This is a genomic window from Streptomyces sp. NBC_00435 (assembly GCF_036014235.1).
Classification (GTDB): domain Bacteria; phylum Actinomycetota; class Actinomycetes; order Streptomycetales; family Streptomycetaceae; genus Streptomyces.
In genome coordinates this window covers 4,036,612-4,062,828 of record NZ_CP107924.1, presented here as the reverse complement: position 1 = coordinate 4,062,828, position 26,217 = coordinate 4,036,612, and the positions used below count along the sequence as shown (strand labels likewise).

Below are 26,217 nucleotides of genomic sequence, written 5' to 3'. Positions count from 1 at the left end.
ACCCGATCACCGAGCGGGTCCCGGGGCGGCCGCGTCCACGGCCTTCACGATGCGCTTGTCGGAGATCGGATAGGCCGTTCCGAGGGCGTGCGCGAAGTAGCTGACCCGCAGTTCCTCGATCATCCAGCGGATCTCGGTGACCTCCGCCGGGACCGGGCGTCCCTTCGGCAACTGCTCCAGCAGCCACAGGTACTCGTCCCGCATCTCGTGGACCTTCTCCATGCGCGTGGTGTCGCGCTGGACACCTGTGGGCATCTGCTGGAGCCGCCGGTCGGCCGCCACCAGGTAGCGCATCAGGTCCGGCAGCCGGCGCAGTCCGGCGAGCGTGACGAACCCGGCCGGCACGAGGGCCGCCAGCTGGTCGCGCACGTCCTGGACGTTGGCCATCAGAGCCAGGCTGCCGGTGGCCTTCAGCCGTCGCTCGCAGGCCTGCCAGGCCGCCAGGACCTGCTGCACCTGCGTGATCGTCCGTACGGTCGTGTCCACCAGGTCGGTGCGCACGGCCTCGTAGAGCTTGCGGAAGCCCGCCTCGTCCCACGCCGGGCCGCCGTGGTCCGCGATCAGCTTGTCGGCCGCCGCGGTCGCGCAGTCGTCGAACAGCGCCTGGATCGAGCCGTGCGGATTGCGCGACAGCGCCAGCTTCTGCTGGTTGCTGAGGTGGTCCGAGGCGAACTTCGCCGGGTTCACCGGGATGTTCAGCAGGATCAGCCGCCGGGTGCCGAGCCGCATCGCCTGCCGCTGCTCGGCCTCGGTGTCGAAGAGGCGTACGGAGACGCTCGTACCGGCGTCCACGAGCGCCGGGTACGCCTTCACGGGCTGGCCCGCCCGCCGGGTCTCGAAGACCTGGGTCAGCGCGCCGATCGTCCAGTCCGTCAGCCCGGTCTTCTCCACCGACTCCCCGCCCTCGCGCTCGGCACTGGCCGCCGCGGCCTGGGAGAGGGCCTGGCGGGCCTTGGGCTTGAGCTGGAGCCGCAGGGCCTCCAGGTCCTTGGCCTCGGCGAGGTTCTTGCGGCGCTCGTCGACGATCCGGAAGGTGATCTTCAGATGGTCGGGGATGCGGGTGAGGTCGAAGTCCTCGGCGGTGACCGGGACCCCGACCATCCGGTGGAGCTCCCGGGCCAGCGTCACGTGCAGGGGTTCCCGCAGCGGGTGCGCGGTGGCCAGGAACCGGGTCGCGAAGTTCGGCGCGGGCACGTAGTGCCGGCGGATCGGCTTCGGGAGGGACCGGATCAGCTCCGTGACCACCTCCTCGCGCAGACCCGGGATCTGCCAGTCGAAGCCCTCGTCGGTGACCTGGTTCAGCACCTGGAGCGGGATGTGGACGGTCACGCCGTCCGCGTCCGCGCCCGGTTCGAACTGGTAGGTCACCCGGAACTTCAGCCGACCCTGGAGCCAGGAGTCCGGATAGTCGGCCTTGGTGACCCCGGCCGCCTTTTCCGTCAGCAGCATCTCGCGCTCGAAGTCGAGCAGTTCGGGCTCGTCGCGCTTCTTGTGCTTCCACCACGAGTCGAAGTGCGCCCCCGAGACGACGTGCTCGGGGATCCGCTGGTCGTAGAAGTCGAAGAGGGTCTCGTCGTCGACCACGATGTCGCGGCGCCGGGCCCGGTTCTCCAGCTCCTCCACCTCGGTGAGGAGCTTGCGGTTGTCGGCGTAGAACTTGTGGTGGGTCCGCCAGTCGCCCTCGACCAGAGCGTTGCGGATGAACAGGTCGCGCGAGACCTCGGCGTCGATCCGGCCGTAGTTGATCTTCCGCTGGGCGACGATCGGTACGCCGTACAGTGTGACCTTCTCGAAGGCCATCACGGCCGCCTGGTCCTTCTCCCAGTGCGGCTCGCTGTACGTGCGCTTGATCAGGTGCTGGGCGAGCGGCTCCACCCACTCCGGCTCCACCTTGGCGTTCACCCGGGCCCACAGCCGCGAGGTCTCCACCAGCTCGGCCGACATCAGGAACTTCGGCTGCTTCTTGAACAGCGAGGAGCCCGGGAAGATCGCGAACTTGGCGGACCGGGCCCCCAGGTACTCGTTCTTGTCGGTGTCCTTGAGCCCGATGTGCGACAGCAGGCCGGCGAGCAGGGAGATGTGCACGCTCGTCTCGGGGGCGTCGGCCTCGTTGACGTGGATGCCCATGGTCTTGGCGACCGTACGCAGCTGCGAATAGATGTCCTGCCACTCGCGGATCCGCAGGAAGTTCAGGTACTCCTGCTTGCACATCCGGCGGAAGGAGGACGAGCCGCGTTCCTTCTGCTGCTCGCGGACGTAGCGCCACATGTTCAGGAACGAGAGGAAGTCGCTGGTCTCGTCCTTGAAGCGGGCGTGGTTCTGGTCGGCCTGTGTCTGCTTGTCCGAGGGCCGCTCGCGCGGGTCCTGGATGGACAGGGCCGCCGCGATGACCATGACCTCGCGGACGCAGTTGTTCTTGTCCGCCTCCACCACCATGCGGGCCAGCCGGGGGTCCACGGGCAGCTGGGAGAGCTGGCGGCCCATCGGGGTCAGCCGCTTTTTGTGATCCTTCTCGGCCGGGTCCAGCGCGCCGAGCTCCTGGAGGAGCTGGACGCCGTCGCGGATGTTGCGGTGGTCCGGCGGGTCGATGAAGGGGAACTTCTCGATCTCGCCGAGGCCGGCCGCGGTCATCTGGAGGATGACGGAGGCGAGGTTCGTGCGCAGGATCTCGGCGTCCGTGAACTCCGGACGGGTGGTGAAGTCGTCCTCGGAGTAGAGGCGGACGCAGATGCCGTCCGAGGTACGGCCGCAACGGCCCTTGCGCTGATTGGCGCTGGCCTGCGAGATCCGCTCGATGGGCAGGCGCTGGACCTTGGTGCGGTGGCTGTAGCGCGAGATGCGGGCGGTGCCCGGGTCGATCACGTACTTGATGCCCGGGACGGTCAGCGACGTCTCGGCGACGTTGGTCGCGAGGACGATCCGCCGTCCCGTGTGCTGCTGGAAGACGCGGTGCTGCTCGGCGTGCGAGAGGCGGGCGTAGAGCGGGAGCACCTCGGTGAAGCGGAGGTTGCGCTTGTTGAGGGCGTCGGCGGTGTCGCGGATCTCGCGCTCGCCGGAAAGGAAGACCAGGATGTCGCCCGGCCCCTCCGCCTGGAGCTCGTCCACGGCCTCGCAGATCGCGGTGATCTGGTCGCGGTCGCTGTCGTCGCCCTCCTCCTCCAGGAGCGGGCGGTAGCGGACCTCGACGGGATACGTCCGGCCGCTGACCTCGACGACCGGGGCATCGCCGAAGTGCCGGGAGAAGCGCTGCGGGTCGATCGTCGCCGAGGTGATGATCACCTTGAGGTCGGGGCGCTTGGGCAGCAGCGTGGCGAGGTAGCCGAGCAGGAAGTCGATGTTCAGGGACCGCTCGTGGGCCTCGTCGATGATGATCGTGTCGTACGCGCGCAGCTCGCGGTCCGTCTGGATCTCGGCGAGCAGGATGCCGTCCGTCATCAGCTTCACGAAGGTGGCGTCCTGGTCCACCTGGTCGGTGAACCGGACCTTCCAGCCGACGGTCTGACCGATCTCGGACTTCAGCTCCTCGGCGATGCGCTCCGCGACCGTGCGGGCCGCGATCCGGCGGGGCTGGGTGTGCCCGATCATGCCCCGGACCCCGCGCCCCAGCTCCATGCAGATCTTGGGGATCTGCGTGGTCTTGCCGGAGCCGGTCTCGCCCGCGACGATCACGACCTGGTGGTCGCGTATCGCCTCGGCGATCTCGTCCTTCTTCTGGCTGACGGGCAGGTTCTCGGGATACGTGACCTCCGGCATCCGCGAGGCGCGCCCGGCCAGTCGCGCGGCGGCCTTTTCGGCCTCCGCGGCGATCTCGTCGAGAACGGCCTGCTTGGCCTCGGGCTTGCGGATGCGGCGGGCGCCTTCGAGGCGGCGGCCGAGGCGGTGCGCGTCACGGAGCGAGATCTCACCGAGAAGCGTCTGCAGGGCGGCGAAGGAAGTAGACATACCTGGTCGAGGATCTCACCCGTAGGCGCCGGGTGGCGAACGCATTTGTGGGGCGGACCCGTACCATTTCGGGACGAGTCCCCCGGGTCCGCCCGGGTGGTCCCTGAAGTGCCCCCGAACTGTCACCCGGACCGTCACCGGAACCGTCACCCCGAGAACTCCCAGTGAGAGGCCGCCCGCGATGTCCCGCCCCCGCCGCCTCCGCTGCGTGTTCGCGGTGCTGCTGGGCTGGGCGCTACTGACCGGGGCCTTCACGGGCGGGGCCGCCGCGCAGCCGTCCACCGGGCAGGGCCCCGTACGGGCCCCAGCGGCCGGGACAGCGCTGCCGACTCCCGCCCCGGCGCAGGCCCGGGTGTCCGGAGCGGGCGCCACGGCCGCGGCGGTCACCGCGGCCGGCCCCGTGGAGCCGGCCTCCGCCGGTTTCGCGCGCGCCGGCTCCCCCGGGCCCGCCTGCGCCCCCGGCTCCCCCGGTCACGACGGCGTCCCCGCCCTGCCGGGGCGTACCGGGTCCGACCAGGCGCAGGCCCCGCCCGCGGGGTCGCCGTCCGGGGCGGCGGCCCGGCCGCAGGTGATACCCGTACGGGTTCCCGTACCCGGTCCCGGTCAGCCGGCGCCGTCCCCGCTGGAGCTGTCCGTGATGCGGGTCTAGGAGGACCGGCCGCATCCGCCCGGTCCGCCCCGCCCCCTTCCCGTACGCACAGCTCTGGAGCCCCCGTATGTCCTCATCCGCTTCCCGGTCCCCGAACCGCAAGCCCTCGAACCTCAAGCCCCTGCTGATCTGCGCCGGCGTCGCCGTCGCCGCCGTCACCCTCGGCCTCGTCTCCTGGCAGGCCACCGCACCCGGGAAGAGCCCCGCCCGGTCCGCCTCCGTCTCCGCGCCCGAGGCCGGATCCTCCGCGGACCCGGCCGCGCAGCTGAAGGCGCTGGCCCGCCGCGAGCCCGGCGACAAGCTCGCCGCGGGCCGCGCCGACGCGCCCGTCGTCCTGATCGAGTACTCCGACTTCAAGTGCGGCTACTGCGGGAAGTTCGCCCGCGACACCGAGCCCGAGCTGGTGAGGAAGTACGTGCAGGACGGCACCCTGCGCATCGAGTGGCGCAACTTCCCGATCTTCGGTGCCGAATCCGAGGCCGCCGCCAAGGCAGCCTGGGCGGCGGGGCAGCAGGACCGTTTCGCGCAGTTCCACGCGGCCGCGTACGCCGAGGGCTCCAAGGAGAAGGGCTTCGGAACGGACCGGCTGACCGAGCTGGCACGCCAGGCCGGGGTCCCGGACCTGGAGCGCTTCGCGAAGGACATGGCGGGGGAGCAGGCCACCGCCGCGCTCCACAAGGACCAGGAGGAGGGCTACCGCATCGGCGTCACCTCCACCCCGTCCTTCCTGCTCAACGGCCGGCCCGTGGCCGGAGCCCAGCCCCTCGACGCCTTCACCGAGGCCATCGCGCAGGCCAGGGCCCAGGCGCAGGCGGCCGCGAAGTGACCGACGTCGGCTACCTGGCCGCCCTGCTGGGCGGCCTCCTCGCACTGCTCAGCCCGTGCAGTGCGCTGCTCCTGCCCGCCTTCTTCGCCTACTCGATCGACTCCACCTCGCGGCTGCTGGCGCGCACCGGGATCTTCTACGCGGGCCTCGCGAGCACCCTCGTACCGCTGGGAGCGGCCGGTTCGTACGCCGGGCGGTTCTTCCACGGCAACCGCGACGGGCTCGTGCTGTTCGGAGGCTGGCTGATCATCGCGCTCGGGCTCGCCCAGATCCTGGGCCTGGGCTTCGCCCCCAAGCGGATCTCGGAGCTGTCGGGGCGGATCCGGCCGACCACCGCCCTGTCGGTGTACGCCCTGGGCGCGGTCTACGGCCTGGCCGGGTTCTGCGCCGGGCCCATCCTCGGCAGCGTCCTGACGGTGGCGGCGGTCAGCGGCAGCCCCGTCTACGGGGGCCTGCTGCTGGCGGTGTACGCGCTGGGCATGGCGGTGCCGCTGTTCGTCCTGGCCCTGCTCTGGGAGCGCTTCGACCTGGGACGGCGGCGCTGGCTGCGCGGGCGCGCCCTCTCGGCCGGCCGCTTCGAACTGCACACGACGACGCTCGCCTCGGGTCTGTTCTTCATCGTGCTCGGCGCGCTGTTCCTGATCTACGACGGGGCGAGCGCGCTGCCGGGGCTGCTGGACGTGGACGACTCGTTCGCGGTGGAGTCACGGGTCCAGGCCGTGGCGGACGCGGTCCCCGACTGGGCGCTGCTCGGGCTGGTCGCCCTGGTGGCGGTGGGCGTCGGGCTGGCGCAGTGGCGCCGCCGGGCGCGGGCGGCGCGGGCCGCAGGGGAATGACGGAGAAGGCCCCGTCCGATGGACGGGGCCTTCTCTTTATCCAGTGGCTGGGGCCGGGGTCGAACCGGCGACCTATCGCTTTTCAGGCGATCGCTCGTACCAACTGAGCTACCCAGCCACGAAACCGTTTCCGGCTTCAGCGAACCTGACGGGACTTGAACCCGCGACCTCCACCTTGACAGGGTGGCGAGCTAACCAACTGCTCCACAGGTCCTTGCAATGTGCGAGACGAGTCTCGCACACGGTAATGCGTACCCCCAACGGGATTCGAACCCGTGCTACCGCCTTGAAAGGGCGGCGTCCTGGGCCACTAGACGATGAGGGCTAAAGGCCCGCCGGGCACTTTCCAGCGCGTCGGGGACGTGAGAAGCATATGGGATCCCGGCGGCGATCGCCAAAACGGTTTCGGCGCGGTGATCCGCGGGGTCAGCCCCAGCCGAGTTCGTGGAGCCGTTCGTCGTCGATCCCGAAGTGGTGGGCGATCTCGTGGACGACCGTCACGGCGACCTCGCGCACCACTTCCTCCGTGCTCCCGCACATCCGCAGGGTCGGGCCCATGTAGATCGAGATCCGGTCGGGCAGCACCCCGGCGTACCACTCCCCGCGTTCGGTGAGCGGGGTGCCCTCGTAGAGGCCCAGCAGTTCGGGATCGTCGGCGGCGGGCTCGTCCTCCACGAAGACGGCCACGTTGTCCATGACCCGGGTCAGCTCCTCGGGGATCGAGTCCAGCGCCTCGGCAACCAGCTCTTCGAACGCGTCTCGCGTCATCTCCAGCACGAGGCCATTCTCCCGTGTCCGCGGCCGATCGAGCCGATCCGGGCGGGCCGGGACGCGGCGCGCGAGAATGGCCCGGTGCTGACAGTGCTGGAAGTCCGGAAGTGGTGACGGCCGCGGCGGGCCGGGCGGGGCGCGGATGACCCGGCCGATGGAGGGCGCGGAGCCCATCGACCCGGACGTCGACCTGCACGTACCGGCGCAGCGCGCCGAACCGCGGCCCCCGGTGCTCGCGGCCGTGGCGGCCGGCGGAGCCGCGGGCGCCGCGGCGCGGTACGGGGTCGCGCTGCTGTGGCCGGCCGCGCCGGGGTCCTTCCCGTGGGGGACCTTCTGGGTCAACGTGGCGGGCTGCGCGCTCATCGGCGTCCTCATGGTGCTGGTCGGCGAGGGCGGCCGGTCGGCGCATCCGCTCGTACGGCCCTTTCTGGGGGTCGGGGTGCTCGGCGGATTCACCACTTTCTCCACCTACGCCGTGGACTTCGCGCGGCTGCTGGACGCCGGTGAGGCGGGGACCGCGCTGGCGTACGCCGGGCTCACGGTGGCGGCCGCGCTCGGCGCGGTGTGGGCGGCCGCCCGGCTGACGCGCCGCGCGGTCGGCGACGCGGTCGGCGACGGTGCGGCGGGGGCGGGCCGGTGAACTGGCTCGTGGTGATCCTGGGCGGGGCCGTGGGGGCGCCGCTGCGCTACCTGACCGACCGCGCGGTGCAGGTCCGGCACGATTCGGTCTTCCCGTGGGGGACCTTCGTGGTGAACGCGGCCGCCTGCCTCGTGCTGGGAGCCCTGACCGGGGCGGTGCTGGACGGCGCGGCCTCCTCGCGGCTGAGCCTGCTGCTCGGGACGGGGCTGTGTGGGGCGCTCAGCACGTACTCGACGTTCTCCTACGAGACGCTGCGACTGGCGGAGCGGGGCTGGAAGTTCCTCGCGGCGGCGAACGTGGCGGGCTCGGTGCTGGTCGGGCTGGGCGGGGTCACGCTCGGGTTGCAGGTGGCGCGGCAGCTGTTCGCCTGACGGACCGGTGGATGCCGGCGGACCGAGTGGAGGCCTTCTCCCCCTGGAGCGTGTCTCTTACGGGGCAAAGGGAGTTGGGCACATTGACCCGCTCACCGCGGACCTTTGCCTGTGTTCCGGAGGTGCCCCGTGCGCCAGTTGACCGCTTCCCTCCGTCCCCTCGGCTCTCTTCGCCCCCTGCGACTGGTGGTCGCCACGCTCGCGGTGGCGGCGACGGCGGGCTGCATGAGCATCGGGGAGGACGCCGCGAAGCCCGGGCCCTCCTCGTCGGTGGGGGTCCAGGGCGGGAAGTCCGGCGGCGGCTCCTCGGCCGGCAAGGGCACCGGGGCGCACGGCGGCGGCCGCGGCGCGAAGGACGGTACGGGGAACCAGGACGGCAAGGCCGGAGGGACCGGGAACGCCTCCGGCGCGACCGGCGCCTCCCCCAGCCCGGGGGCCCCGGCGGGTCCGCCCGGAGCTCCCTCGCCGTCGGCCGGCCCGGGGGGCGGCGCGGGCGGCCAGGGTCCCCAGCAGCCCCCGACGGGAGGTTCCGGTCCCGGATCGGGCCCGGGCGGCTCCGGGGGCGGACAGCCCGGCTCCCCGACCCCCCTCCCGTCGCCTCCGGCCCCGCCGGCCTCGCCGTCACCAGTGACGGAACCCACACCCAGCCCGGTGCCCTCGCCGGCGGAGCCGAGCAGCGGGTCCGGGGGCCTGCCGCAGGCCATGGGGTAGGCCGTTCGGTAGACCGCGGGGCGTGCCCAGCTTTCCTGAGGGAATGGCATTTCCGCTGATCAGAGCCTTCTTCGGGGGACGGACTTGCCAGACCCCGGGGAGGGTGCGTATGGTTATAGATCGTTTGATCCCATTGCCCGGCGCCGACTCCGAAGAGCGCCGCGTGGCGCGTACTCTCCCCAACCGTGGCTGACCGCATTGAGGCGGTCGATTTGCGATTCACGGAGTTTGGGCGCGTGCCGAGACTCCGGAAGGTTTCGCATTTCGCATGTCCATTTCCAGTTCTGACCGTTCCGTCATGCCCGAGAACGACTCCAACGAGATCGTCGACGCCGAGACCCTCGCGGTCACCGAGGCCCTTGAGGCCGTAGTCGCCGACGAGATCATCGAGGCCCTCGAGGCCGATGTGACGACCGGCGAGTCCCTCGAGGACTCCACCCACGCCTTCGACGACGACGCCGCCGAGGCGGACGACGCCGACGCCGAGCCCACCCTGACCTTCGGCGACCTCGGTCTGCCGGACGGGATCGTGCGCAAGCTCGCCCAGAACGGCGTCACCGCGCCCTTCCCGATCCAGGCGGCGACCATCCCGGACGCCCTGGCCGGCAAGGACATCCTCGGCCGCGGCCGCACCGGCTCCGGCAAGACCCTCTCCTTCGGTCTGCCGACCCTGGCCTCGCTGGCCGGTGGCCACACCGAGAAGAAGAAGCCCCGCGCGATCATCCTGACGCCGACGCGTGAGCTCGCGATGCAGGTCGCGGACGCCCTCCAGCCCTACGGCGACGTGCTCGGCCTCAAGATGAAGGTCGTCTGCGGCGGTACCTCCATGAGCAACCAGATCTTCGCTCTGGAGCGCGGTGTCGACGTCCTCGTCGCCACCCCGGGCCGTCTGCGCGACATCATCAACCGTGGAGCCTGCTCCCTGGCGAACGTCCAGGTCGCGGTCCTCGACGAGGCCGACCAGATGGCCGACCTGGGCTTCCTGCCCGAGGTCACCGAGCTGCTCGACCAGATCCCCGGCGGCGGCCAGCGCATGCTCTTCTCCGCCACCATGGAGAACGAGATCGGCACCCTGGTCAAGCGCTACCTGACGAACCCCGTCACGCACGAGGTCGACAGCGCGCAGGGCAACGTCACGACCATGACGCACCACGTCCTCGTCGTGAAGCCGAAGGACAAGGCGCCGGTCACGGCCGCCATCGCCGCCCGCAAGGGCCGCACCATCATCTTCGTCCGCACCCAGCTGGGCGCCGACCGCATCGCCGAGCAGCTCATCGAGGCCGGCGTGAAGGCCGACGCGCTGCACGGCGGTATGACGCAGGGCGCCCGTACCCGCGTCCTCGCGGACTTCAAGGACGGCTACGTCAACGCGCTCGTCGCCACCGACGTCGCCGCCCGAGGCATCCACGTGGACGGCATCGACCTGGTCCTGAACGTGGACCCGGCCGGCGACCACAAGGACTACCTGCACCGCTCGGGCCGTACCGCCCGCGCCGGCAAGTCCGGTGTCGTGGTCTCGCTGGCCCTGCCGCACCAGCGCCGCCAGATCTTCCGCCTGATGGAGGACGCGGGCGTCGACGCCTCGCGCCACATCGTCCAGGGCGTCGGCGCCTTCGACCCCGAGGTCGCCGAGATCACCGGTGCCCGTTCGCTGACGCAGGTCCAGGCCGACTCCGCGAACAACGCCGCGAAGCAGGCCGAGCGCGAGGTCGCCGACCTCACCAAGCAGCTGGAGCGCCTGTCGCGCCGTGCCGTCGAGCTGCGCGAGGAGGCCGACCGCCTGGTCGCCCGCTCCGCGCGTGAGCGCGGCGAGGACCCGGAGGCCGCTGTCGCCGAGGTGGCCGAGGCCGCCGAGGCCGAGGTCGCGGCTGCCGCCGCAGCCGCCCCGGTCGCCGAGGAGCGCCCCGCGTTCCAGAGCCGTGACGACCGTGGCAACTACGAGCGCCGCGACAACCGTCGCGACGACCGTGGTGACCGTGGCGGCGACCGCGGCGGCTTCCGCCGTGACGACCGCGGCGACCGCGGTGGCGACCGCGGTGGTTTCCGCTCCGGTGGCGACCGTCCGTCCGGTGGTGGCTTCCGCTCCGGCGGTGACCGTCCCTCCGGTGGTGGCTTCCGCTCCGGTGGCGACCGTCCCTCGGGCGGTTTCAACCGTGACGACCGCGGTGGCGAGCGTGGTGGCTTCCGCCGCGACGACCGTCCGTCCGGTGGGTTCCGCTCCGGCGGTGACCGTCCGTCCGGTGGTGGGTTCCGCTCCGGCGGTGACCGTCCCTCCGGTGGTGGCTTCCGCTCCGGTGGCGACCGTCCCTCGGGCGGTTTCAACCGTGACGACCGCGGTGGCGAGCGTGGCGGCTTCCGCCGCGACGACCGTCCCTCCGGTGGTTTCAACCGTGACGACCGCGGTGGCGAGCGTGGTGGCTTCCGCCGCGACGACCGTCCGTCCGGTGGGTTCCGCTCCGGCGGTGACCGTCCGACCGGTGGTGGCTTCCGCTCCGGTGGCGACCGTCCGACCGGTGGTGGCTTCCGCTCCGGCGGTGACCGTCCCACCGGTGGTGGCTTCCGCCGCGACGACCGTCCCTCGGGCGGCGACCGCCCGTACGGCCGCCGCGACGACAACCGCCCCTCCGGATCCGGTTCGACCGGTGGCTCCTCCTTCGGCCGCCGCGACGACAAGCCGCGCTGGAAGCGCAACGACTGACACCGGCCACCAGCCGCTGAGCTGAGTGCCTGACAGGGCCCCTGCGACACCCGTCGCAGGGGCCCTGTCGCGTTCTTGCTAGGCTCGCGGAACTTTGCAGTGGGGGGCACGGCAAAGCCGGTGACACCGGTGCCGTGATGCCCCCGTGTTCCGGGGGGATACATCATGAAACGCACACACGTGCGCGCGCTGGCAGCGCTCGCGCTGACCGGCACGATCGCCGGGCTGGGCACCGTACCGGCGACGGCGACGGCGACGGCTCAAGGGGGAGCGGCGCAGGCGCAGGCCGCGGCGGCCGAGACCGTACTGCCGGCGGCCCAGCGGCGCATTCCGCGCGGCACCCGCGTCCTCGACGCGGGGGCGACGGGCCTGCTCCTCGCCCAGGAGGGCGACGACCGGCTGTTCTGGATCGACTACGCGACGGGCACCCGGACCGCGCTGGCGACGCGTCTCGCGTCCAAGCCCGTGTACGACGTGGACAACGGCTACTTCACGCAGGCCCCGTTCAGCTTCGAGCCCGGGTACTACGGCAGGGGCTCCGACACGGTGGCCCTGTACGCCGCGACCCCGGCACCGCACGTGAGCCTCCGCAAGGGTGCGGGGGCCGCCTTCGCGGACATCGCCCTGCCGCCCGGCCAGACGTACAAGGGCACCTTCGGGGACACCGTGGTCACCGTCACCGGAGACCCGAACGCGCCCACCGGCTACCACCTGCTCAAGGCGGGGGCCGCCGGCGACCCGGCGACCGACACCCCGGTGCCCGGGGCGGTCCCGGACGGAACCGAGTCCAGTGTGGTGGTGGACGGTGACGCGAAGTCCGTGATCGTGCGCCACACCCTGCCGATCCCCTCCGGGACCGTTGCCCGCTGGACGGTGATCGACCTCGCCACCGGTCAGGCCAAGGGCCTGCCGGACCGGCCCGACCCCAACGACCCGTACGAGATCACCGACTTCCGGCTCGCGCCGCAGGGGCTCCTGCGGATCCACGGCAGCCGCGCCCTGGTGGATCTGCTGGACCGGGCGAACCCCGACGCGGCTCCCCTGCGCACGCTGGACACCTCGGTCCTCGGCCAGCCGGAGTTCGCGCTGCTCGGCGGTGAGAGCCTGCTGGGCGTGGACCCGATGAGCATCGGCAACAACGACCGGACCGGCTCCATCCTCTGGAGCTTCACGCAGGGCACCGAGGACCGTCAGGTGGTACTGGGGTCCGCGCGCCAGCTGGTCGCCGCTCCCGACGGCTCGGTCGTCACCGTGGGCTCCGTCGCGGAGTCGAGCACCAGCAACGGCGATGTCGACTGGGCCGTCCACCGGCTCACCCGGTCGGCGGCCGGTGCCACCGAGGTCAAGCGGGTCGCCACGGTCGAGCCGGTAGCGGCCTCGGTCTACGGCCTGGCCCTCGGCAGCGGCATCCTGAACTCCTCGGACAACAGCACCGCGTACGCGCCGGCCACGATCATCGGGACCTTCCGGACCACGCGCCTGAGCACCGGCCCCGGTACGCCCGCGGTCGTCTCCCGGACGGTCGACCGGTCCACCGGCGGCCGGGACGCGGACTGCTCGAACTGGGAGAGCAAGCGCTGCCTGGAGATGTTCTCCGCCGGAGACGGCAACCACGGCCGCCGCAGGCCCACCGAGCAGGACGGTACGGTCCTCTACCCGTCCGGCTCCACCGGCTGGGGCCCCCGGGTCACCACCGGGGAGAGCAGCCCCGCGCTCACCGACCTGTCGGGACGCTTCGGCATCGTCGAAGGACTTTCCTCCACGAAGCAGTACGTGACGGAGTTCAAGGAGCCCGATTCCGGAGCCACGCTGATCAAGCGCGAGCGGGTGGCCTCCGCGGTCTGGGGCTCGACCCTCTGGAGCGGTGCCGCGGCGGACGGCACGATCAGCCGGCAGAACCTGCCCCAGGGCGCCGCGCAGAGCGTCTTCAAGACGCTCGACAACTGCGTGCCGAACGAGCTCCAGGCCGTGGGCCGCTGGGTCTACTGGGCCTGCCCGAAGGACTGGGGCAAGCCGGCCGCGGCCGGCCTCTTCGACCAGACCTCCGGCAAGGCGGTGGCGGTCCCCGCCGATCCCGCGCTCCTCGGTGACGGCTACCTGGTACGCCGTACGGAGTCCAAGGGGCTCGAACTGACCGATTTGAGCGGCGGGGTGCCGGCCGCCGGTACGGCGCTGCCCACCCGGGTGCTGGTGACCAAGGCCGATCTCGGTGTCTCCCTGGGCCGCCGCACCGGCTGGACGGTCGACCGCTTCGGCGGCCACGTCGCCTACGTGGACGACGCGGAGCGCGTGCACATCGTGCCGACCGGTGTGACGGCCTCGCAGCTGGCGCGGATCGACTCGGTGGAGCCCGCCGCCGCACTGGACCTCGCGGCGAAGCCCGCGCAGCCGTGGACCGGGAAGTGGTGGCTGTCCAAGCCCGCCGCGTCGTGGCAGCTGACGGTCCGGGACAGGACCTCGGGCGCGACGACCCCGGTGCGGAGCGGCGCCGACGCGCGCGGACTCATCGCCCCTGTCTGGGACGGCAAGGACGCCACCGGCAAGCTCCTGTACAGCGGCGCGTACGACTGGACGCTCACCGCCAAGCCGGCCGACGGGCAGGGCGCCGACCTCACCGTCTCCGGGGCCGTCACGCTCTCCGGGGGCGCGGCCCGGCCGCGGGACCACGTCGGGGACGGGTTCGGGGACCTGCTCGGGTTCAAGGCCGACGGGACGGCCGAGTTCCGTCCCGGTGGCGGGGGCGCCTTCGGTGCCGCCGTCCCGGGCAGCGGCTGGACCGGCGAGAACGCGATCACCGCGGTGGTCCCGTTCGCCGACGTGGACGGCGACGGCTGCAACGACGTGCTCGCGCGGACGAAGGCCGGCGCGCTCCGGGCCTACCGCCCCGGCTGCGGGAAGCCGCTGACGCCCGCCTCGCCGTACTCGGTGATCGGGAGCGGCGGCTGGAACGCGTACGACACGCTCGTCTCCCCGGGAGACCTCACGGGGGACGGCCGGCCGGACCTGCTGGCGAGGAACAACACCACGGGACAGCTGTACTCGTACGAGCTCAAGGGCACTGCCCTGCTGCCCAAGAAGCTCGTCGCCGAGGGCCTGCAGGGATACCTGCTGGCCGGTGCGCGCGACCTGAACGGCGACGGCCGCGGCGACATGGTGGGCCGCGACCCCGCCGGCAAGCTGTGGTTCTACGCGGGGCAGTCCGACGGCAAGCTGGCACCCCGCGTCGAGATCGGCGGGGGCTGGCAGGTCTTCGACTCCCTCGTCGGCGTCGGTGACATCACCGGTGACGGCAGGGCCGATCTGGTGGCGCGCGACAAGGCGGGCGTCCTGTGGCGCTACAACGGCCGGGGCAACGGCAAGTTCGACAAGGCCGCCAGGATCGGCGACGGCTGGGGCGCGTACGCGACGCTCAGCTGAGGACCCGGGCTGGTGACCCCGCCCTGATGACCCCGCCCTGATGACCCCGAGCTGATGACACGGGCCGGATAGCCGATACCCGATCGGCTGTCCGGCCCTCTCGGGCTATGCTCTGGGGTGAGCAAGCCGAGGGCCATTAGCTCAATTGGCAGAGCAGCGGACTTTTAATCCGTTGGTTGTCGGTTCGAGTCCGACATGGCCTACCGCTCACAGCGCCCCATCCGGTCCGCCGGGTGGGGCGCTTCGCGTGGTGACGGCACGTCAGGTATGCGGTCGACGGTGCCTGGCCGCTCGGTGCCGGAGCCCGGGACAGGCCGTCCGCCGGCCCTGTTTCAGGTGTCTGACCTGCGGTTATGTGCGGATCAGGGGTGGCGCGGACGTTAATTGGCGGAGGCCTCCCCCCGGATGGCGTAGAGTTGGGTTTACCGACGCGGGGTGGAGCAGCTCGGTAGCTCGCTGGGCTCATAACCCAGAGGTCGTAGGTTCAAATCCTGCCCCCGCTACTCAGTACGAAGGCCCGGTTCCCCTTGGGGAGCCGGGCCTTCGTCGTACGCCCGTGTTCCGTGTCCCGTCACCCGAACGGTCCCGTCCGGGTCGCCGTACGGGGCCTACTGCGGCCAGCCTTGGGGGGCGAGGCGGCGGCCCGCACCCGTGCGAGGGACCGGGCGGCAGGAGAGCAGCGTGGCGGGGCTGGGCCGGCAGGGCAGGGGCGAGCGCGCGTTCGGCGCGGTCGCCGGCAGCTCCGTGGTCCGACGGATCGTCAAGATGCTCCCCGGCACCCTGATCGTCCTCGGGTTCCTCTTCGACGTGCTGACCCCGCCGAGCTTCACCGGCTCCCCCTTCTTCTCCGCCGCCCCGCTCATCGCCGCCCCGCTGTTCACGCTCCGGGGCACCGTCCTGACCGGGGGCGTGGCCACCCTCGCCGTGATCCTGCTGCACATCTACAACGGCACCACCTTGAAGGTGGAGGCGCTGACCGAGCTGGCCACCGTCCTGACCGTCTCCGGGCTGGCCACGCTGATCAACATCGTCGTGCGGCGCGGTACGGAGCAGCTCGCCTCGGCGCGCGGGATCGCCGAGGCGGCGCAGCGCGCCGTGCTGCCGACGCCCGCCGAGCGCATCGGGGGCCTGCACGTCTCCGCCTCGTACGAGGCCGCGCAGGCGGACGCGTTCATCGGGGGCGACCTCTACGCCGTCCAGGACACCCCGTACGGGGTGCGCCTCGCGGTGGGTGACGTGCGCGGGAAGGGGCTCGGGGCGGTGGAGGCCGTCGCCGTGGTCCTGGGGGCGTTCCGGGAGGCGGCGGAGAGCGAGCCCACGCTGGAGGGTGTGGCGCGGCGGCTGGAGCGGGCGCTGGCCCGTGAGGGCAACCGGCGCGACAGCCTGGACGCGGTGGAGGGCTTCACCACCTGCGTGCTCGGGGAGATCCCGCCGGGCGCGGGCCTGCTGCGGCTCGTCAACCGGGGCCACCCCGAGCCGCTGCTGCTGTACGCGGACGGGGGCCTCGCGGTGCTGGCCCCCGTCGAGCCGGCGCTGCCGCTCGGGATGGGGGACCTGGGCAGCTGGCCGGACCGGGCGCAGGAGTGGCACTTCCCGCCGGGGGCCACGCTGCTCCTGTACACGGACGGGCTGACCGAGGGCCGGGACGGGACGGGAGCCTTCTACGATCCGGCGGAACGGCTGCGCGGGCGGGTCTTCCCGGGGCCCGACGAGCTGCTGAGCGCGCTCGGCAGCGATGTGCGCCGCCACACGGGCGGTGCGGCGACGGACGACATGGCCCTGCTGGCGGTGGCGAGGCCGGGGGAGCGGCAGCCCGAGCGGCGGCGGACGGTGCCGGTGGTCCCGAAAGGGGACGGAGCGTAACCGAAGAGGCGCGCTCAGCGAGATGGCTGACGATCCGTCAATGTGAAGATGTGGCGTGAGGGGCGGAGGAGTCGGCCGGTTTTTGCCCGGGTTAATCCGTGACCATGGGGAAAAGTCCTGGCCAGAGATGCGCGTTGGGTGGCTGATTGTTGTTAACGATCAATCGCAACTGCTTGGAATCACTCCCCCTCTTCTATTACCGTTCGATAACGCAGAGCGGTTGTCCCAGCCGTCGCAAGAGACGGCGCCGTGCGCGTGCTCGCCCATGAGGAGTGTGCCCCGGTGGCCACCAACTCGCCTGCGCCTGAAGGCACCGAAGTCCAGGAGCAGCCCACCGCCGGAGCCTGGGGCGAGTGGAACCCCACCGAGGACTCGGCGCGCCCGCCGCGCGGCAAGCACCGCGTGCTCAAGCAGCGCGGAGGACTGGCCCGCTCCTCCACCGTCCTCGGCGTCGGCGTCATAGCGGCGGTCGGCGCGGGCGGCATCGCCACCGCGCAGGACCGCCCCCAGGTCGCCATCACCCTGCCCTCCCTGCCGGAGTTGCCGGACCTCCCGGAGGCACTGGGGGGCTCGGGCCCGGCCGGGGAGCACTCCGGCGCGGCGCGGACCGCGGAGACGGCGCGGACCGGGATCTTCCCGCAGCAGGCCGACCGGCGCTCCGACGCCGGGGAGCTGCTGCGCAGCCGCATCCTCCAGCAGGCCGAGTCCCAGCAGGACGCCGCCGCGGCCCAGGAGCGGGCCGGAGCGGAGCGGGCGGCGCAGGAGGCCGCGGCCAAGGAGGCGCACGAGGCCCAGGAGACCGCGCGCAAGGCGGCCGAGGCGGCGGCGGCCGAGGCGGCGGCCAAGCAGGAGCGCGAGGCCAAGGAGGCCAAGGAGGCGGCCGAGGCCAAGGCGAAGGCGGAGAGCATCGCCAAGTCCGCCGGCGGCTTCGCCCTTCCCACCTCGGCCTACACCCTGACCTCGCACTACGGCGACGCCGGCTCGATGTGGTCCTCCGGGCACCACACCGGCCTCGACTTCGCCGCCCCGACCGGCACCCCCGTCAAGGCCGTCGCCAACGGCAGGATCACCTCGGCCGGCTGGTCCGGGGCGTACGGCTACCGGATCGTGCTGGAACTCCCCGACGGGACCGAGATCTGGTACTGCCACCTCTCCTCGATGTCCGTGACCGGCGGCTCGGTCGCGGCGGGCGACACCATCGGCCGGGTCGGCGCGACCGGCAACGTCACCGGCCCCCACCTCCACCTGGAAGTGCGCGAAGGCGGCTCTACGGTGGACCCGCTGACCTGGCTGACGGCACGGGGTCTGAACGTCTAGCACCCGGCGCGGCGGACGCGGACCTTCGCGGAGCCGGCAGGCCGGCCAGCAAGGGCGTCCGGTCCAGGGGGTCGAACCAGGGCGGGAGCAGCTCCTCCAGTACCGCCGCCCGGGACAGCGCCGGTCCCGCCGTCGCGCGGCGCAGCCAGAGCCGGTGCAGCAACTCCCGTTCCCGGCCCGCGAAGTCCGGCTCGCAGGTCGGGCCGGTGCCGCGCGCCCGGTGACGTAGCAGAGCCAGAGCCATCGCGTCGGCCTCGTACAGGGCGACCGCCCGTCCCGCGGCACGGCCCCCCGTGCTCCGCGCCAGGGCGCGGGCCAGCGAGCGCGCCGGCATCGACACCAGCGCGGGCACCTCGGCGGGGCCCAGCCAGCCGGCGGCCGCGTACACCGCGAGCTCCCCGGCGACGGCCCGCAGGCGGCGGCGCCGCATCCACACGGCCAGCCAGGCCAGCAGTCCGAACAGCGGGACCATCACGCAGCCGTAGACCACGTAGAAGCCGGACTCGCCCAGATCCGAGGAGCTGTTCCACAGTGCGTGCAGCCCTATGGCCGACACCAGGGCGAGCAGCGGCAGTGCGATCCGGCGGGTACGGCGCGCGGCGAGGGCGGCCGCGCCGAAACCCAGGCCGGTGACGACGGTGAACAGCGGATGCGCGAAGGGGGACATGATGCCCCGGACGAAGAAGGTCGCCGCCGTCACGGAGTTCAGTACCGCGGTGCCGTTCGCGGCGTCCTCGTCGAAGGCGTTGCCGAGATAGAGGATGTTCTCGGTGAAGGCGAAGCCGGTGGCGGTGAAACCGGCCACCACGAGACCGTCGGCGGGGCCGGTGAACTGCCGTCTCCGGAACAGGAAGACCAGCAGCAGGGCGGCCGCCTTGGCGCTCTCCTCGACCACCGGCGCGATCGCCACCGACCCGAGCTGGTCCGCGTCGGAGGGGTCGGCGGTGGCCGCGGCTATCCACTGCGTGGCGAAACTGTTGGCCAGTATGGCGATCAGCGCCGCGGCGCACGCCCCCCAGCCGAAGCAGAACAGCAGCTGCGCCCACGGATGAGGCGCGGCCCGGCCCACCCACCGGAACGCCGTGACGAGGGGCGCCACCGGCAGCAGGGCCAGGCCGAGGCCGACGAAGAACCCCGGCGTGCCGGTCTGTTCGCGTACCAGCTCCAGGATCGCGGCGCCGCAGCCGACGAGCAGTGCGACGAGTGCGTACGTGCGCGCGCTGGACGGAGAGGGCACACGGAACGTTTGCCGCAGACGGGACGGCCGGGGCGCTCGGGACACGCGATGACTCTACCGAGCGGACCCGACACGGGGAGTGACGTTGTCAGTTCTCCGCGTTACCCGTGCGCCGGAACAAGAGGTCGTGTACGACGTGTCCCTTGTCGAGGCCCTGCCCCTCGAAACGGGTGAGCGGCCGGAAGTCGGGCCGGGGCGCGTACCCGCCGTCCGCCTGCGTGTTCTCGAACTCGGGCTGGGCGGTGAGTACTTCGAGCATCTGCTCGGCGTACGGCTCCCAGTCGGTCGCGCAGTGCAGGATCGCCCCGGGTGCCATGCGGGTGGCGGCCAGCGCGAGGAACTCGGGCTGGATGAGCCGCCGCTTGTTGTGCCGGGCCTTGGGCCAGGGGTCTGGGAAGTACACGCGGATTCCGGCGAGGGAGTCCGGGGGCAGCATCTCGCGGAGCAGGATGATGGCATCGCCGTTCGCGACGCGGACGTTGCCCAGTCCGTTGCGCTCGGCGAGGGCGAGCAGGTTGCCCTGCCCGGGGGTGTGCACGTCGGCGGCGAGGATGCCCGTCCCCGGGTCGGCGGCGGCCATCTGCGCGGTGGCCTCGCCCATGCCGAAGCCGATCTCCAGCACGACGGGAAGCCCGTCGAACATCTTCTTCAGGTCGATGACGTCGTGCCCGTCGATGTCGAGACCCCAAGTCCCCCACAGCCGCTTCAGAGCCTCGCCCTGCCCGGTGGTCACCCGGCTGCGCCGGGGCTGGAAGCTCCGGATCCGCCGCTCGTGGTGCGACCCGGCCGGATCGGGTGCGGGCCCGTCGGGGAACCGCGGCTCGGTACGCCACTTCGGGGGCACGTAGGTGGAGGTCGCCTCCGGCGCGGGCTCGGGCGCGGGCTCGGCGGCGGGATTCTGGGGGCTCAGTGACTCAGACACAATCCCCGGATTCTACGCGCGGCCGCCCGGTGGCACCGGGCGCGCGCCGGGTAAGCCCTGCGGCGCCGTTGCCAGGGGCCGGGGCGGAGCCGCAGGAGCGGTTCAGCCCGTCCGGCGTTCCGGAGCCGGAGCCGGAGCCGGACCCGGAGCCGGAGCCGGACCCCGGACCCGGAGCCGGACCCCGGAGGCCTACGCCGCCCGGAGCGCCTTGAGGGCGCGGGCAGCGATCTCCCGCCCGATCGGCAGCGAAGCGGTGGCCGCGGGCGACGGCGCGTTCAGCACGTGCACCGCCCGCTCCCCCTCCCGGATCAGGAAGTCGTCCACCAGCGTCCCGTCCCGCAGCACCGCCTGCGCCCGGACACCGGCCGCCGCGGGCACCAGATCCTCCGCCGACACCGCCGGCAGCAGCCGCCGCACCGCCTCGACGAACGCCCCCTTCGACAGCGACCGCCGCACCTCGCCCGCTCCGTACCGCCAGTGCCGCGCGGCCATCCGCCAGGATCCCGGCCAGGCCAGCTCGTCCGCGAGGTCCCGCGGCCGGACCACGCCCCACCCGTACCCCTCGCGCGCCAGCGCCGGCACCGCGTTCGGCCCGACGTGGACCCCGCCCCCGATGCCCCGCGTCAGGTGCACGCCGAGGAAGGGGAACGCCGGGTCCGGCACCGGGTAGACCAGTCCGCGCACCAGGCCGGGCCGGGCCAGGTCGTAGTACTCACCCCGGAACGGCAGGATCCGCATCCCCGGGTCGTCGCCGGCCAGCCGCGCGATCCGGTCGCACTGCAGCCCCGCACAGTTCACCAGCACCCGGGCGCGCACCACCAGGCCGGTGCTCGTGCGCACCGCCACCGCGGACGGGCGCCGCGAGATCAGGTCCACCGCCCCGCCGTAGACGATCTCCGCCCCGGAGGACTCCGCCAGCTGCCGCGCGACCAGCCCGTAGTCCACGATCCCGGTGGTCCCCACGTGGATCGCCGCGAGCCCGCGCACCTCCGGCTCGTACTCCGAGATCTGCGTCGGCCCGAGCTCCCGCACCGGAATGCCGTTCTCCCGGCCCCGCTGCACGAGCGCGTGCAGACGCGGCAGCTCGTCCCGCCCGGTGGCGACGATGAGCTTGCCCGTGACCTCGTGCGGGATGCCGTGCTCCGCGCAGAACTTGACCATCTCGGCCGCACCGCGCACCGCGAAGCGCGCCTTGAGCGAGCCCGGCTTGTAGTAGATGCCGCTGTGGATCACGCCGCTGTTGCGGCCCGTCTGGTGCCGCGCCGGGCCGGCCTCCTTCTCCAGGACGACCACACGGGTCCCCGGAGCGAGCCCGGCCAGGGCATGCGCCGTCGACAGGCCGACGATTCCGCCGCCGATCACCAGCACGTCGCAGTCCACCCTGCCCATGCTGCTTACGCCGCCCACACTGACACCTCCCACCCCTGCATAGTGCACCCCGCCACTGACAACGAGGCCACGCGGGGCCTATGCCGGGGTCACCAGCAGAGGCCTCGCCCGCTCGCGCAGTTCGGCGACGCGCGGTTCGTCCCCGTACGGTTCCAGCCGGTGCAGGAGGTCCCGTACGTATTCGGTCGTCCGCGCCGACGAGATCCGCCCCGCGACCTCCACCGCCCGGGTCCCGGCCGCGCACGCCGCGTCGAGGTTCCCGGACTCCAGCTCGGCCACCGCGCTCACCACGAGCCGCAGCCCGTGCGATCGTACGTACTCCTCCGTCGGACGGGACAGTGCCTGTTCCGTGAAACGCCTTACCTGGCGCGGGAGTTTGAGGTCGCGGTAGCACTCGGCCGCGTCCGCCGCGAAGCGGTCGTACGAGTAGAAGCCCAGCCAGGTCGGATCGGCGTCGCCGTCCCGGGACCGCTCCAGCCAGCCCTCGGAGGCCCGCAGCGCGGCCCCGGCCGCCACCGAATCGCCCGCCTTCGCGTGGGCCCGGGCCTCGACGAGGCGGAAGAAGCTCATGGTGCGGGCGGTGGCCAGGCCCCGGTTGCGCTCCACGGCGGCCTGCGCGAGGTCCACGCCCTCGTCCGGGAAGTCCCGGTAGGTCGCCTGCAGCGACATCGACGCCAGCACGTACCCGCCGAGCGGTACGTCGGCGGCGGCGCGGGCCAGGCGCAGCGCCTGGATGTAGTAGCGCTGGGCCGCTTCCTGCTGACCGGTGTCGAAGGCCATCCAGCCTGCCAGGCGGGTCAGTTCGGCGGTCGCGCCGAAGAGCGCGCGGCCCACCTCGTCGGTGTAGGAGCCGAGCAGCAGCGGCGCCGCGTCCACCCGCAGGCACTCCGGGACCATCGACGAACGCCAGTCGCCGCCCCCGTACTTGGAGTCCCAGCGGCGGGCGTCCTCGGCGGCCTCGCGCAGCTTGGTCACATCGCTGTGGCCCACGCGCTGCGGGCCGGCGTCGGGCGCGGCCGGAGCGGGCGTTTCGCCCGGAGGCTGGGCGGGCACACCCCCGACGAGGGCGCCGGGCGGTGCCGGAAGGCCTTCCGGCGGGGCCGCGCCCGGTACCGGTTCACGTGATCCCGGGGTCGCGTGGGACGGCGTTCCATGGCGCGGGACCGGCCCGCCGCCGCTCTTCGTCTGCCCCGACCCGTGAGCCTGCCCCTGCCCCGGCCCGTACGACTGCCCCGGCTCGCGTGCCACGGAGCTGTCGGCGGGAGATATCAGCCAGCGCGAGGCCGGCGTCGCGTACGCGGACACGGAGAAGGAGCCGGCGAGCGACTGCCAGATCCCGCCACCGCCGCGCCGCCCGGCCAGGTCGAGCCGGTAGAGGTCGGTGGCCGAGCGCACGGCGGCGCCCACGTCGCGCGGGAAGGCCAGTCCCACCTCGGGCGCCGGATCCGCGTCCGCGAGGCCGATCTCGTGCAGCGGCACGGGCCGGCCGAGCTTCGCGCCGATGGCGGCCGCGATCAGGTGCGGCGCGGCGCCCTGCGGCACCATCCCCTTCGACACCCACCGGGCCACCGAGGTCTTGTCGTACCGAAGCGTCAGACCGCGCTGCGCACCGAGGTCGTTGACCCGGCGGGCCAGCCCGGCGTTGCTGATGCCCGCGAGGGCGAGGACGGCGCCGAGCTTCTCATTGGGCTCGCGGAGCTCCCTGGACATGCGCCACCCCTCGTCACACGCGGAACGCATACGCCGCCGGGGCATAGGCGCCCGGCATTTCGTAAACCCAGCGTAGTTCCCCGCCTCCCAAGCGTTAAGGCCCCCTGTTCCGTATGGCGGGATTGTTGTCCGTATGCACAGTCGGGCAGGGGCCCGGGGCCGGGGCGCACGTGTCAGCGCGTGCTCCGCCCGTGTGGCCGTGCGCCCGCCCGTGCGCTCTGGCCGCCCCGGGTGCCCGGCGATTCGATGTGCGGTGCGTGGGTCGGCCCGCTGCGTGGATCCGGCGGGCCGGGGGATGCCGCTGCCTCAATCCCCGCGGGTGGCGGAACGGTCCGGGGGGTGGATCCCGCCTCCCGGGCCGCGCTCCACCGCGCGGGCCCCAGTACGGCCGAAGAATGGCCGAAACCGACCTATGGGGCGGTCGGAACGGAACGCCAAATACCGCATGGTCGGGGCGTGTTCGTTTATACGTGCGCCCCCCTTAACCCCTCTCGCACGCCTGTCTCGTGGCAGCATGGACCCCGAGCCACCCGGGGTCCCGCCGGTCGCGCCCAGAGCGCTGACCGTGCCGTTCGTGCCCCGGTCATGTGCCCACAGGCTGTGGAGGCGGCGGTGCGCTGGTTGGTGGGTTGGAGCAGTATCGCCGCGAGCTTCGGCACGGCCGGACGGGTCGCGGGCCAAGCCGCCGCGCACGCCTCCCACCAGGGCGCCTACGCCTCGGGCAACGGCCAGGCGTACGGCAGCGGCAGCGGTTCCGGATACGGCTCCGGCCACGGCTCCGGCCCCGACGGGTGGGGCGACGGCCCGGTCCGCGGCGGCCTCGCCGACGCCACCCACCCCGACGACCCGGCCGCCCCCGAGGCCGACCGCACCGTCGTCCCCGTGGGCGCCCAGCTCCTGTGGGGCGACCCCGACCCCCTCTGGGCCGTCGGCGACTGGCGCCCGGACGAGATCCGCACCCTCACCGCCGACCCCGCCGACCCCTTCACCCGGCTCGCCGTCCTCGGCTGCTGCGGCGCCACCGACGAGGAACTGCGCCGCGCCCTCTACGCCGCCCGCGGCGGCGCGCTGCGCCACCTCACCCAGTGGCCCGGCAGCTACACGGCCGTCGTCCAGGCCGGCCGCCGCATCACCGTCGTCGGCGATCTCGCGGGTGCCCGGCCCGTCTTCTACACGCCCTGGGCCAGCGGGACCGCCTACGCCACCGCCGCCCTCCCGCTCGCCGACCTGATCGAGGCGCAGCTCGACATCGGCCATCTCGCCGCCCTGCTGGCCTGCCCCGACAGCCCGGAGGCGCTGGGCGACGGCACACCGTACGTCGGCGTACGCCGTATCCCGCCCGGCCACGCGCTGATCCTGCGCGAGGGCTCGCGGGAGATCACCGGGTACGAGCCGGTGGCCTCCCTCGCGGTGGCCGCCCCGGCGGCCGACCCCGAGCGCGCGGTGGAGGGCGTACGGGAAGCGTTGGTCGACGCGGTGCGCGCCCGGCTCACGGCTCCCCGCCATGCCCCCGAGACACTGCCCTACGACCCCGGGCCCGTCCCCGGGATGGGCCCCGCCGACCGGCGCGCGGCACGCGGCGCCCCCGCACCCGTCCCCGGAGTCGGCGCCGACCTCTCCGGAGGCAGCGCCTCCGCGACCCTCGCCCTGCTGGCCGCCGGACTCCCCGGGGCGCCGGGCGCGCTCCTCGGCCGCACCGGCGAACGCCTCCTCGCCGTCACCTTCAACGACCTCGCCACCCCCGAGGGCCGCGAGGGCGAACTGGAACGCGCCCACTCCATCGCCGCCAACCCCCGCCTGCACCACGTGGTCGTGGCCGCCGCCGAGGAAGCCCTCCCCTACGCGGACCTCGACGGACCCCTGACCGACGAACCCGGCCCCTCCCTCATCTCCGCCGCCCGCGAGCGGCGCCGCCTCTCGGCCGGCTCGGCCGACCACTTCACCGGCCACGGAGCCCGCCAGGTCCTCGACGCCCACCCCGCCCGGCTCGCCGACCTCCTGCTCGACCGGCGCCGGCGCCACCTGCTGCGCCCGGTCGCCGCCCTGGCCCGCTCCTCCCCCGGTGATTCCCTGCTGGTCCCGCTCACCGTGTACGCGGCCGCCCGCCGCCTGGCCCGTACGCCGTACCGCGCGGGCATGGAGGCGGCGGCGGCCCGGCTGCGCGAGGGCGGAGCCGTCACCGGCCCCTCCTCCCCCGTCGACGCCTCGCTCGCGGCCCTGACCTGGTCCCGGCCGGGCCCGGCGGCGGCCTGGCTGACGGGCGAAGCCCTGGCCGAGGTATCGATCCGCCTCACCGCCGCCGCGGGCCGCCCTCCCCTCTCCCTGCGCCCGGGGGAGGCCCGGGCCCGCGCCGTCCTGGCCCGCCACGCCGCCGACCACCGGGTCTTCGAGCAGGCCGTGGAGGTCCGCAGCCAGCGCCTGCACGCCCCGTTCCTGGACAACCAGGTCGTACGGGCCGCCCGCGCCCTGCCCGAGTCCCTGCGCGTGCAGCCCGGCGCGCGGGCGGCGATCCTGCGCAGCGTCCTGTCCTCGGCCGGCGTCCGCGAACTCCCCCCGGGGTGGGGCGCCTCGGCCCACGCCCCGAACGAGTCGGCGACCCGCCTGGGCCTGCGCACGGCCCTCCCCGACCTCCTCGCGCTCTTCTCCGCCCCCCTCCTCGCGGACGCGGGCCTGATCGAGGCCCGGGTCGTCCGCCAGGCCCTCCTCGACGCGGCGGACGGCCGCCCGGTCCCGCTGGACGGCCTGGCCGAACTCGTCTCGATGGAACTGTGGCTCGGCCGCCTCCTGGCCCGCCGGGGCACTTGCTGGACCGGCACCTCCACCCCCCGCCGCCGAGCGGTCCCCACGGGCGTCCCCCTCCGAAGGCCGGCTCTGTCCTGAGGCGGGGGCGGCGGGGGCCGGGTCCCCCGCCGGGCCGG

Annotated in this window: 17 protein-coding genes and 5 tRNA genes; 13 read left to right on the top strand and 9 right to left on the bottom strand. The window is 73.2% G+C overall.

Translation table 11 applies throughout. The features are described from left to right. Positions 1-6 precede the first annotated feature (6 nt). Complete coding sequence (gene hrpA / locus OG389_RS18570) at positions 7-3,942, bottom strand: ATP-dependent RNA helicase HrpA (RefSeq protein WP_328299600.1); 3,936 nt, start codon at positions 3,940-3,942, stop codon at positions 7-9. Between the two features lie 181 nt (positions 3,943-4,123). Here hrpA and OG389_RS18565 point away from each other — a divergent pair, with 181 nt between their 5' ends. The 3 genes from OG389_RS18565 (at position 4,124) to OG389_RS18555 (ending at position 6,253) form a co-directional block, all read left to right on the top strand. After that, a complete protein-coding gene (locus OG389_RS18565) occupies positions 4,124-4,591 on the top strand; it encodes a hypothetical protein (RefSeq protein WP_328299599.1) in 468 nt (155 codons plus the stop codon). Positions 4,592-4,658: 67 nt separating this feature from the next. Continuing rightward, positions 4,659-5,417 carry a DsbA family protein gene (locus OG389_RS18560; RefSeq protein ID WP_328299598.1) on the top strand — a complete coding sequence of 253 codons (759 nt, stop codon included), beginning with the start codon at positions 4,659-4,661 and terminating at the stop codon, positions 5,415-5,417. Continuing rightward, a complete protein-coding gene (locus tag OG389_RS18555; protein ID WP_328299597.1) occupies positions 5,414-6,253 on the top strand; it encodes a cytochrome c biogenesis CcdA family protein in 840 nt (279 codons plus the stop codon). Before OG389_RS18560 ends, OG389_RS18555 begins: the two co-directional genes overlap by 4 nt. A gap of 44 nt (positions 6,254-6,297) precedes the next feature. On the opposite strand, the gene OG389_RS18550 is transcribed toward OG389_RS18555, so the two are convergent. The 4 genes from OG389_RS18550 to OG389_RS18535 form a co-directional block, all read right to left on the bottom strand. Further along, positions 6,298-6,371 (bottom strand) — tRNA-Phe (locus OG389_RS18550). A gap of 22 nt (positions 6,372-6,393) precedes the next feature. After that, positions 6,394-6,467: transfer RNA gene (locus OG389_RS18545), tRNA-Asp, on the bottom strand. 38 nt (positions 6,468-6,505) lie between these two features. Next, positions 6,506-6,578 (bottom strand) — tRNA-Glu (locus OG389_RS18540). A 101-nt stretch (positions 6,579-6,679) separates the two neighbouring features. After that, positions 6,680-7,030, bottom strand: a complete 351-nt coding sequence (locus OG389_RS18535) for a metallopeptidase family protein (protein ID WP_328299596.1) — start codon at positions 7,028-7,030, stop codon at positions 6,680-6,682. Between the two features lie 136 nt (positions 7,031-7,166). Between OG389_RS18535 and OG389_RS18530 the strand changes: the two genes are divergently transcribed. From OG389_RS18530 to OG389_RS18490, 9 genes are all read left to right on the top strand, one after another. Then, positions 7,167-7,664, top strand: a complete 498-nt coding sequence (locus OG389_RS18530) for a FluC/FEX family fluoride channel (protein WP_328299595.1) — start codon at positions 7,167-7,169, stop codon at positions 7,662-7,664. Next, the gene (gene crcB, locus OG389_RS18525; protein ID WP_328299594.1) at positions 7,661-8,035 is read left to right on the top strand and encodes a fluoride efflux transporter CrcB; all 375 of its coding nucleotides are present in this window, start codon (positions 7,661-7,663) and stop codon (positions 8,033-8,035) included. The genes OG389_RS18530 and crcB overlap by 4 nt, the downstream gene beginning before the upstream one ends. Positions 8,036-8,173: 138 nt before the next feature. Continuing rightward, on the top strand, positions 8,174-8,746 hold the full coding sequence (locus OG389_RS18520) for a hypothetical protein (protein WP_328299593.1): 573 nt from the start codon (positions 8,174-8,176) through the stop codon (positions 8,744-8,746). A gap of 268 nt (positions 8,747-9,014) precedes the next feature. After that, on the top strand, positions 9,015-11,444 hold the full coding sequence (locus tag OG389_RS18515; protein ID WP_443059304.1) for a DEAD/DEAH box helicase: 2,430 nt from the start codon (positions 9,015-9,017) through the stop codon (positions 11,442-11,444). A 165-nt stretch (positions 11,445-11,609) separates the two neighbouring features. Next, positions 11,610-14,861 carry a VCBS repeat-containing protein gene (locus tag OG389_RS18510; protein ID WP_328299591.1) on the top strand — a complete coding sequence of 1,084 codons (3,252 nt, stop codon included), beginning with the start codon at positions 11,610-11,612 and terminating at the stop codon, positions 14,859-14,861. Between the two features lie 130 nt (positions 14,862-14,991). Further along, positions 14,992-15,064: transfer RNA gene (locus tag OG389_RS18505), tRNA-Lys, on the top strand. 226 nt (positions 15,065-15,290) lie between these two features. Next, a tRNA-Met gene (locus tag OG389_RS18500) sits at positions 15,291-15,364 on the top strand. Between the two features lie 178 nt (positions 15,365-15,542). Further along, entirely contained in the window at positions 15,543-16,724 is a 1,182-nt protein-coding gene (locus OG389_RS18495; protein WP_443059303.1) for a PP2C family protein-serine/threonine phosphatase, read from the top strand. Between the two features lie 282 nt (positions 16,725-17,006). Next, the gene (locus OG389_RS18490; protein ID WP_328299590.1) at positions 17,007-18,041 is read left to right on the top strand and encodes a M23 family metallopeptidase; all 1,035 of its coding nucleotides are present in this window, start codon (positions 17,007-17,009) and stop codon (positions 18,039-18,041) included. On the opposite strand, the gene OG389_RS18485 is transcribed toward OG389_RS18490, so the two are convergent. From OG389_RS18485 to OG389_RS18470, 4 genes are all read right to left on the bottom strand, one after another. After that, positions 17,992-19,278, bottom strand: coding sequence for a PrsW family intramembrane metalloprotease (locus tag OG389_RS18485; protein ID WP_328299589.1), 1,287 nt, complete (start codon positions 19,276-19,278; stop codon positions 17,992-17,994). The two genes, OG389_RS18490 and OG389_RS18485, sit on opposite strands and share 50 nt — an antisense overlap. Positions 19,279-19,366: 88 nt before the next feature. Beyond that, complete coding sequence (trmB, locus tag OG389_RS18480) at positions 19,367-20,200, bottom strand: tRNA (guanosine(46)-N7)-methyltransferase TrmB (protein ID WP_443059302.1); 834 nt, start codon at positions 20,198-20,200, stop codon at positions 19,367-19,369. A 189-nt stretch (positions 20,201-20,389) separates the two neighbouring features. Then, entirely contained in the window at positions 20,390-21,589 is a 1,200-nt protein-coding gene (lhgO, locus tag OG389_RS18475) for an L-2-hydroxyglutarate oxidase (protein WP_328303895.1), read from the bottom strand. A 78-nt stretch (positions 21,590-21,667) separates the two neighbouring features. Next, on the bottom strand, positions 21,668-23,299 hold the full coding sequence (locus OG389_RS18470; RefSeq protein ID WP_328299588.1) for a sporulation protein: 1,632 nt from the start codon (positions 23,297-23,299) through the stop codon (positions 21,668-21,670). Between the two features lie 612 nt (positions 23,300-23,911). On the opposite strand from OG389_RS18470, the gene OG389_RS18465 reads away from it, so the two are divergent. Beyond that, a complete protein-coding gene (locus OG389_RS18465) occupies positions 23,912-26,179 on the top strand; it encodes an asparagine synthase-related protein (RefSeq protein ID WP_328299587.1) in 2,268 nt (755 codons plus the stop codon). Positions 26,180-26,217: the final 38 nt, after the last annotated feature.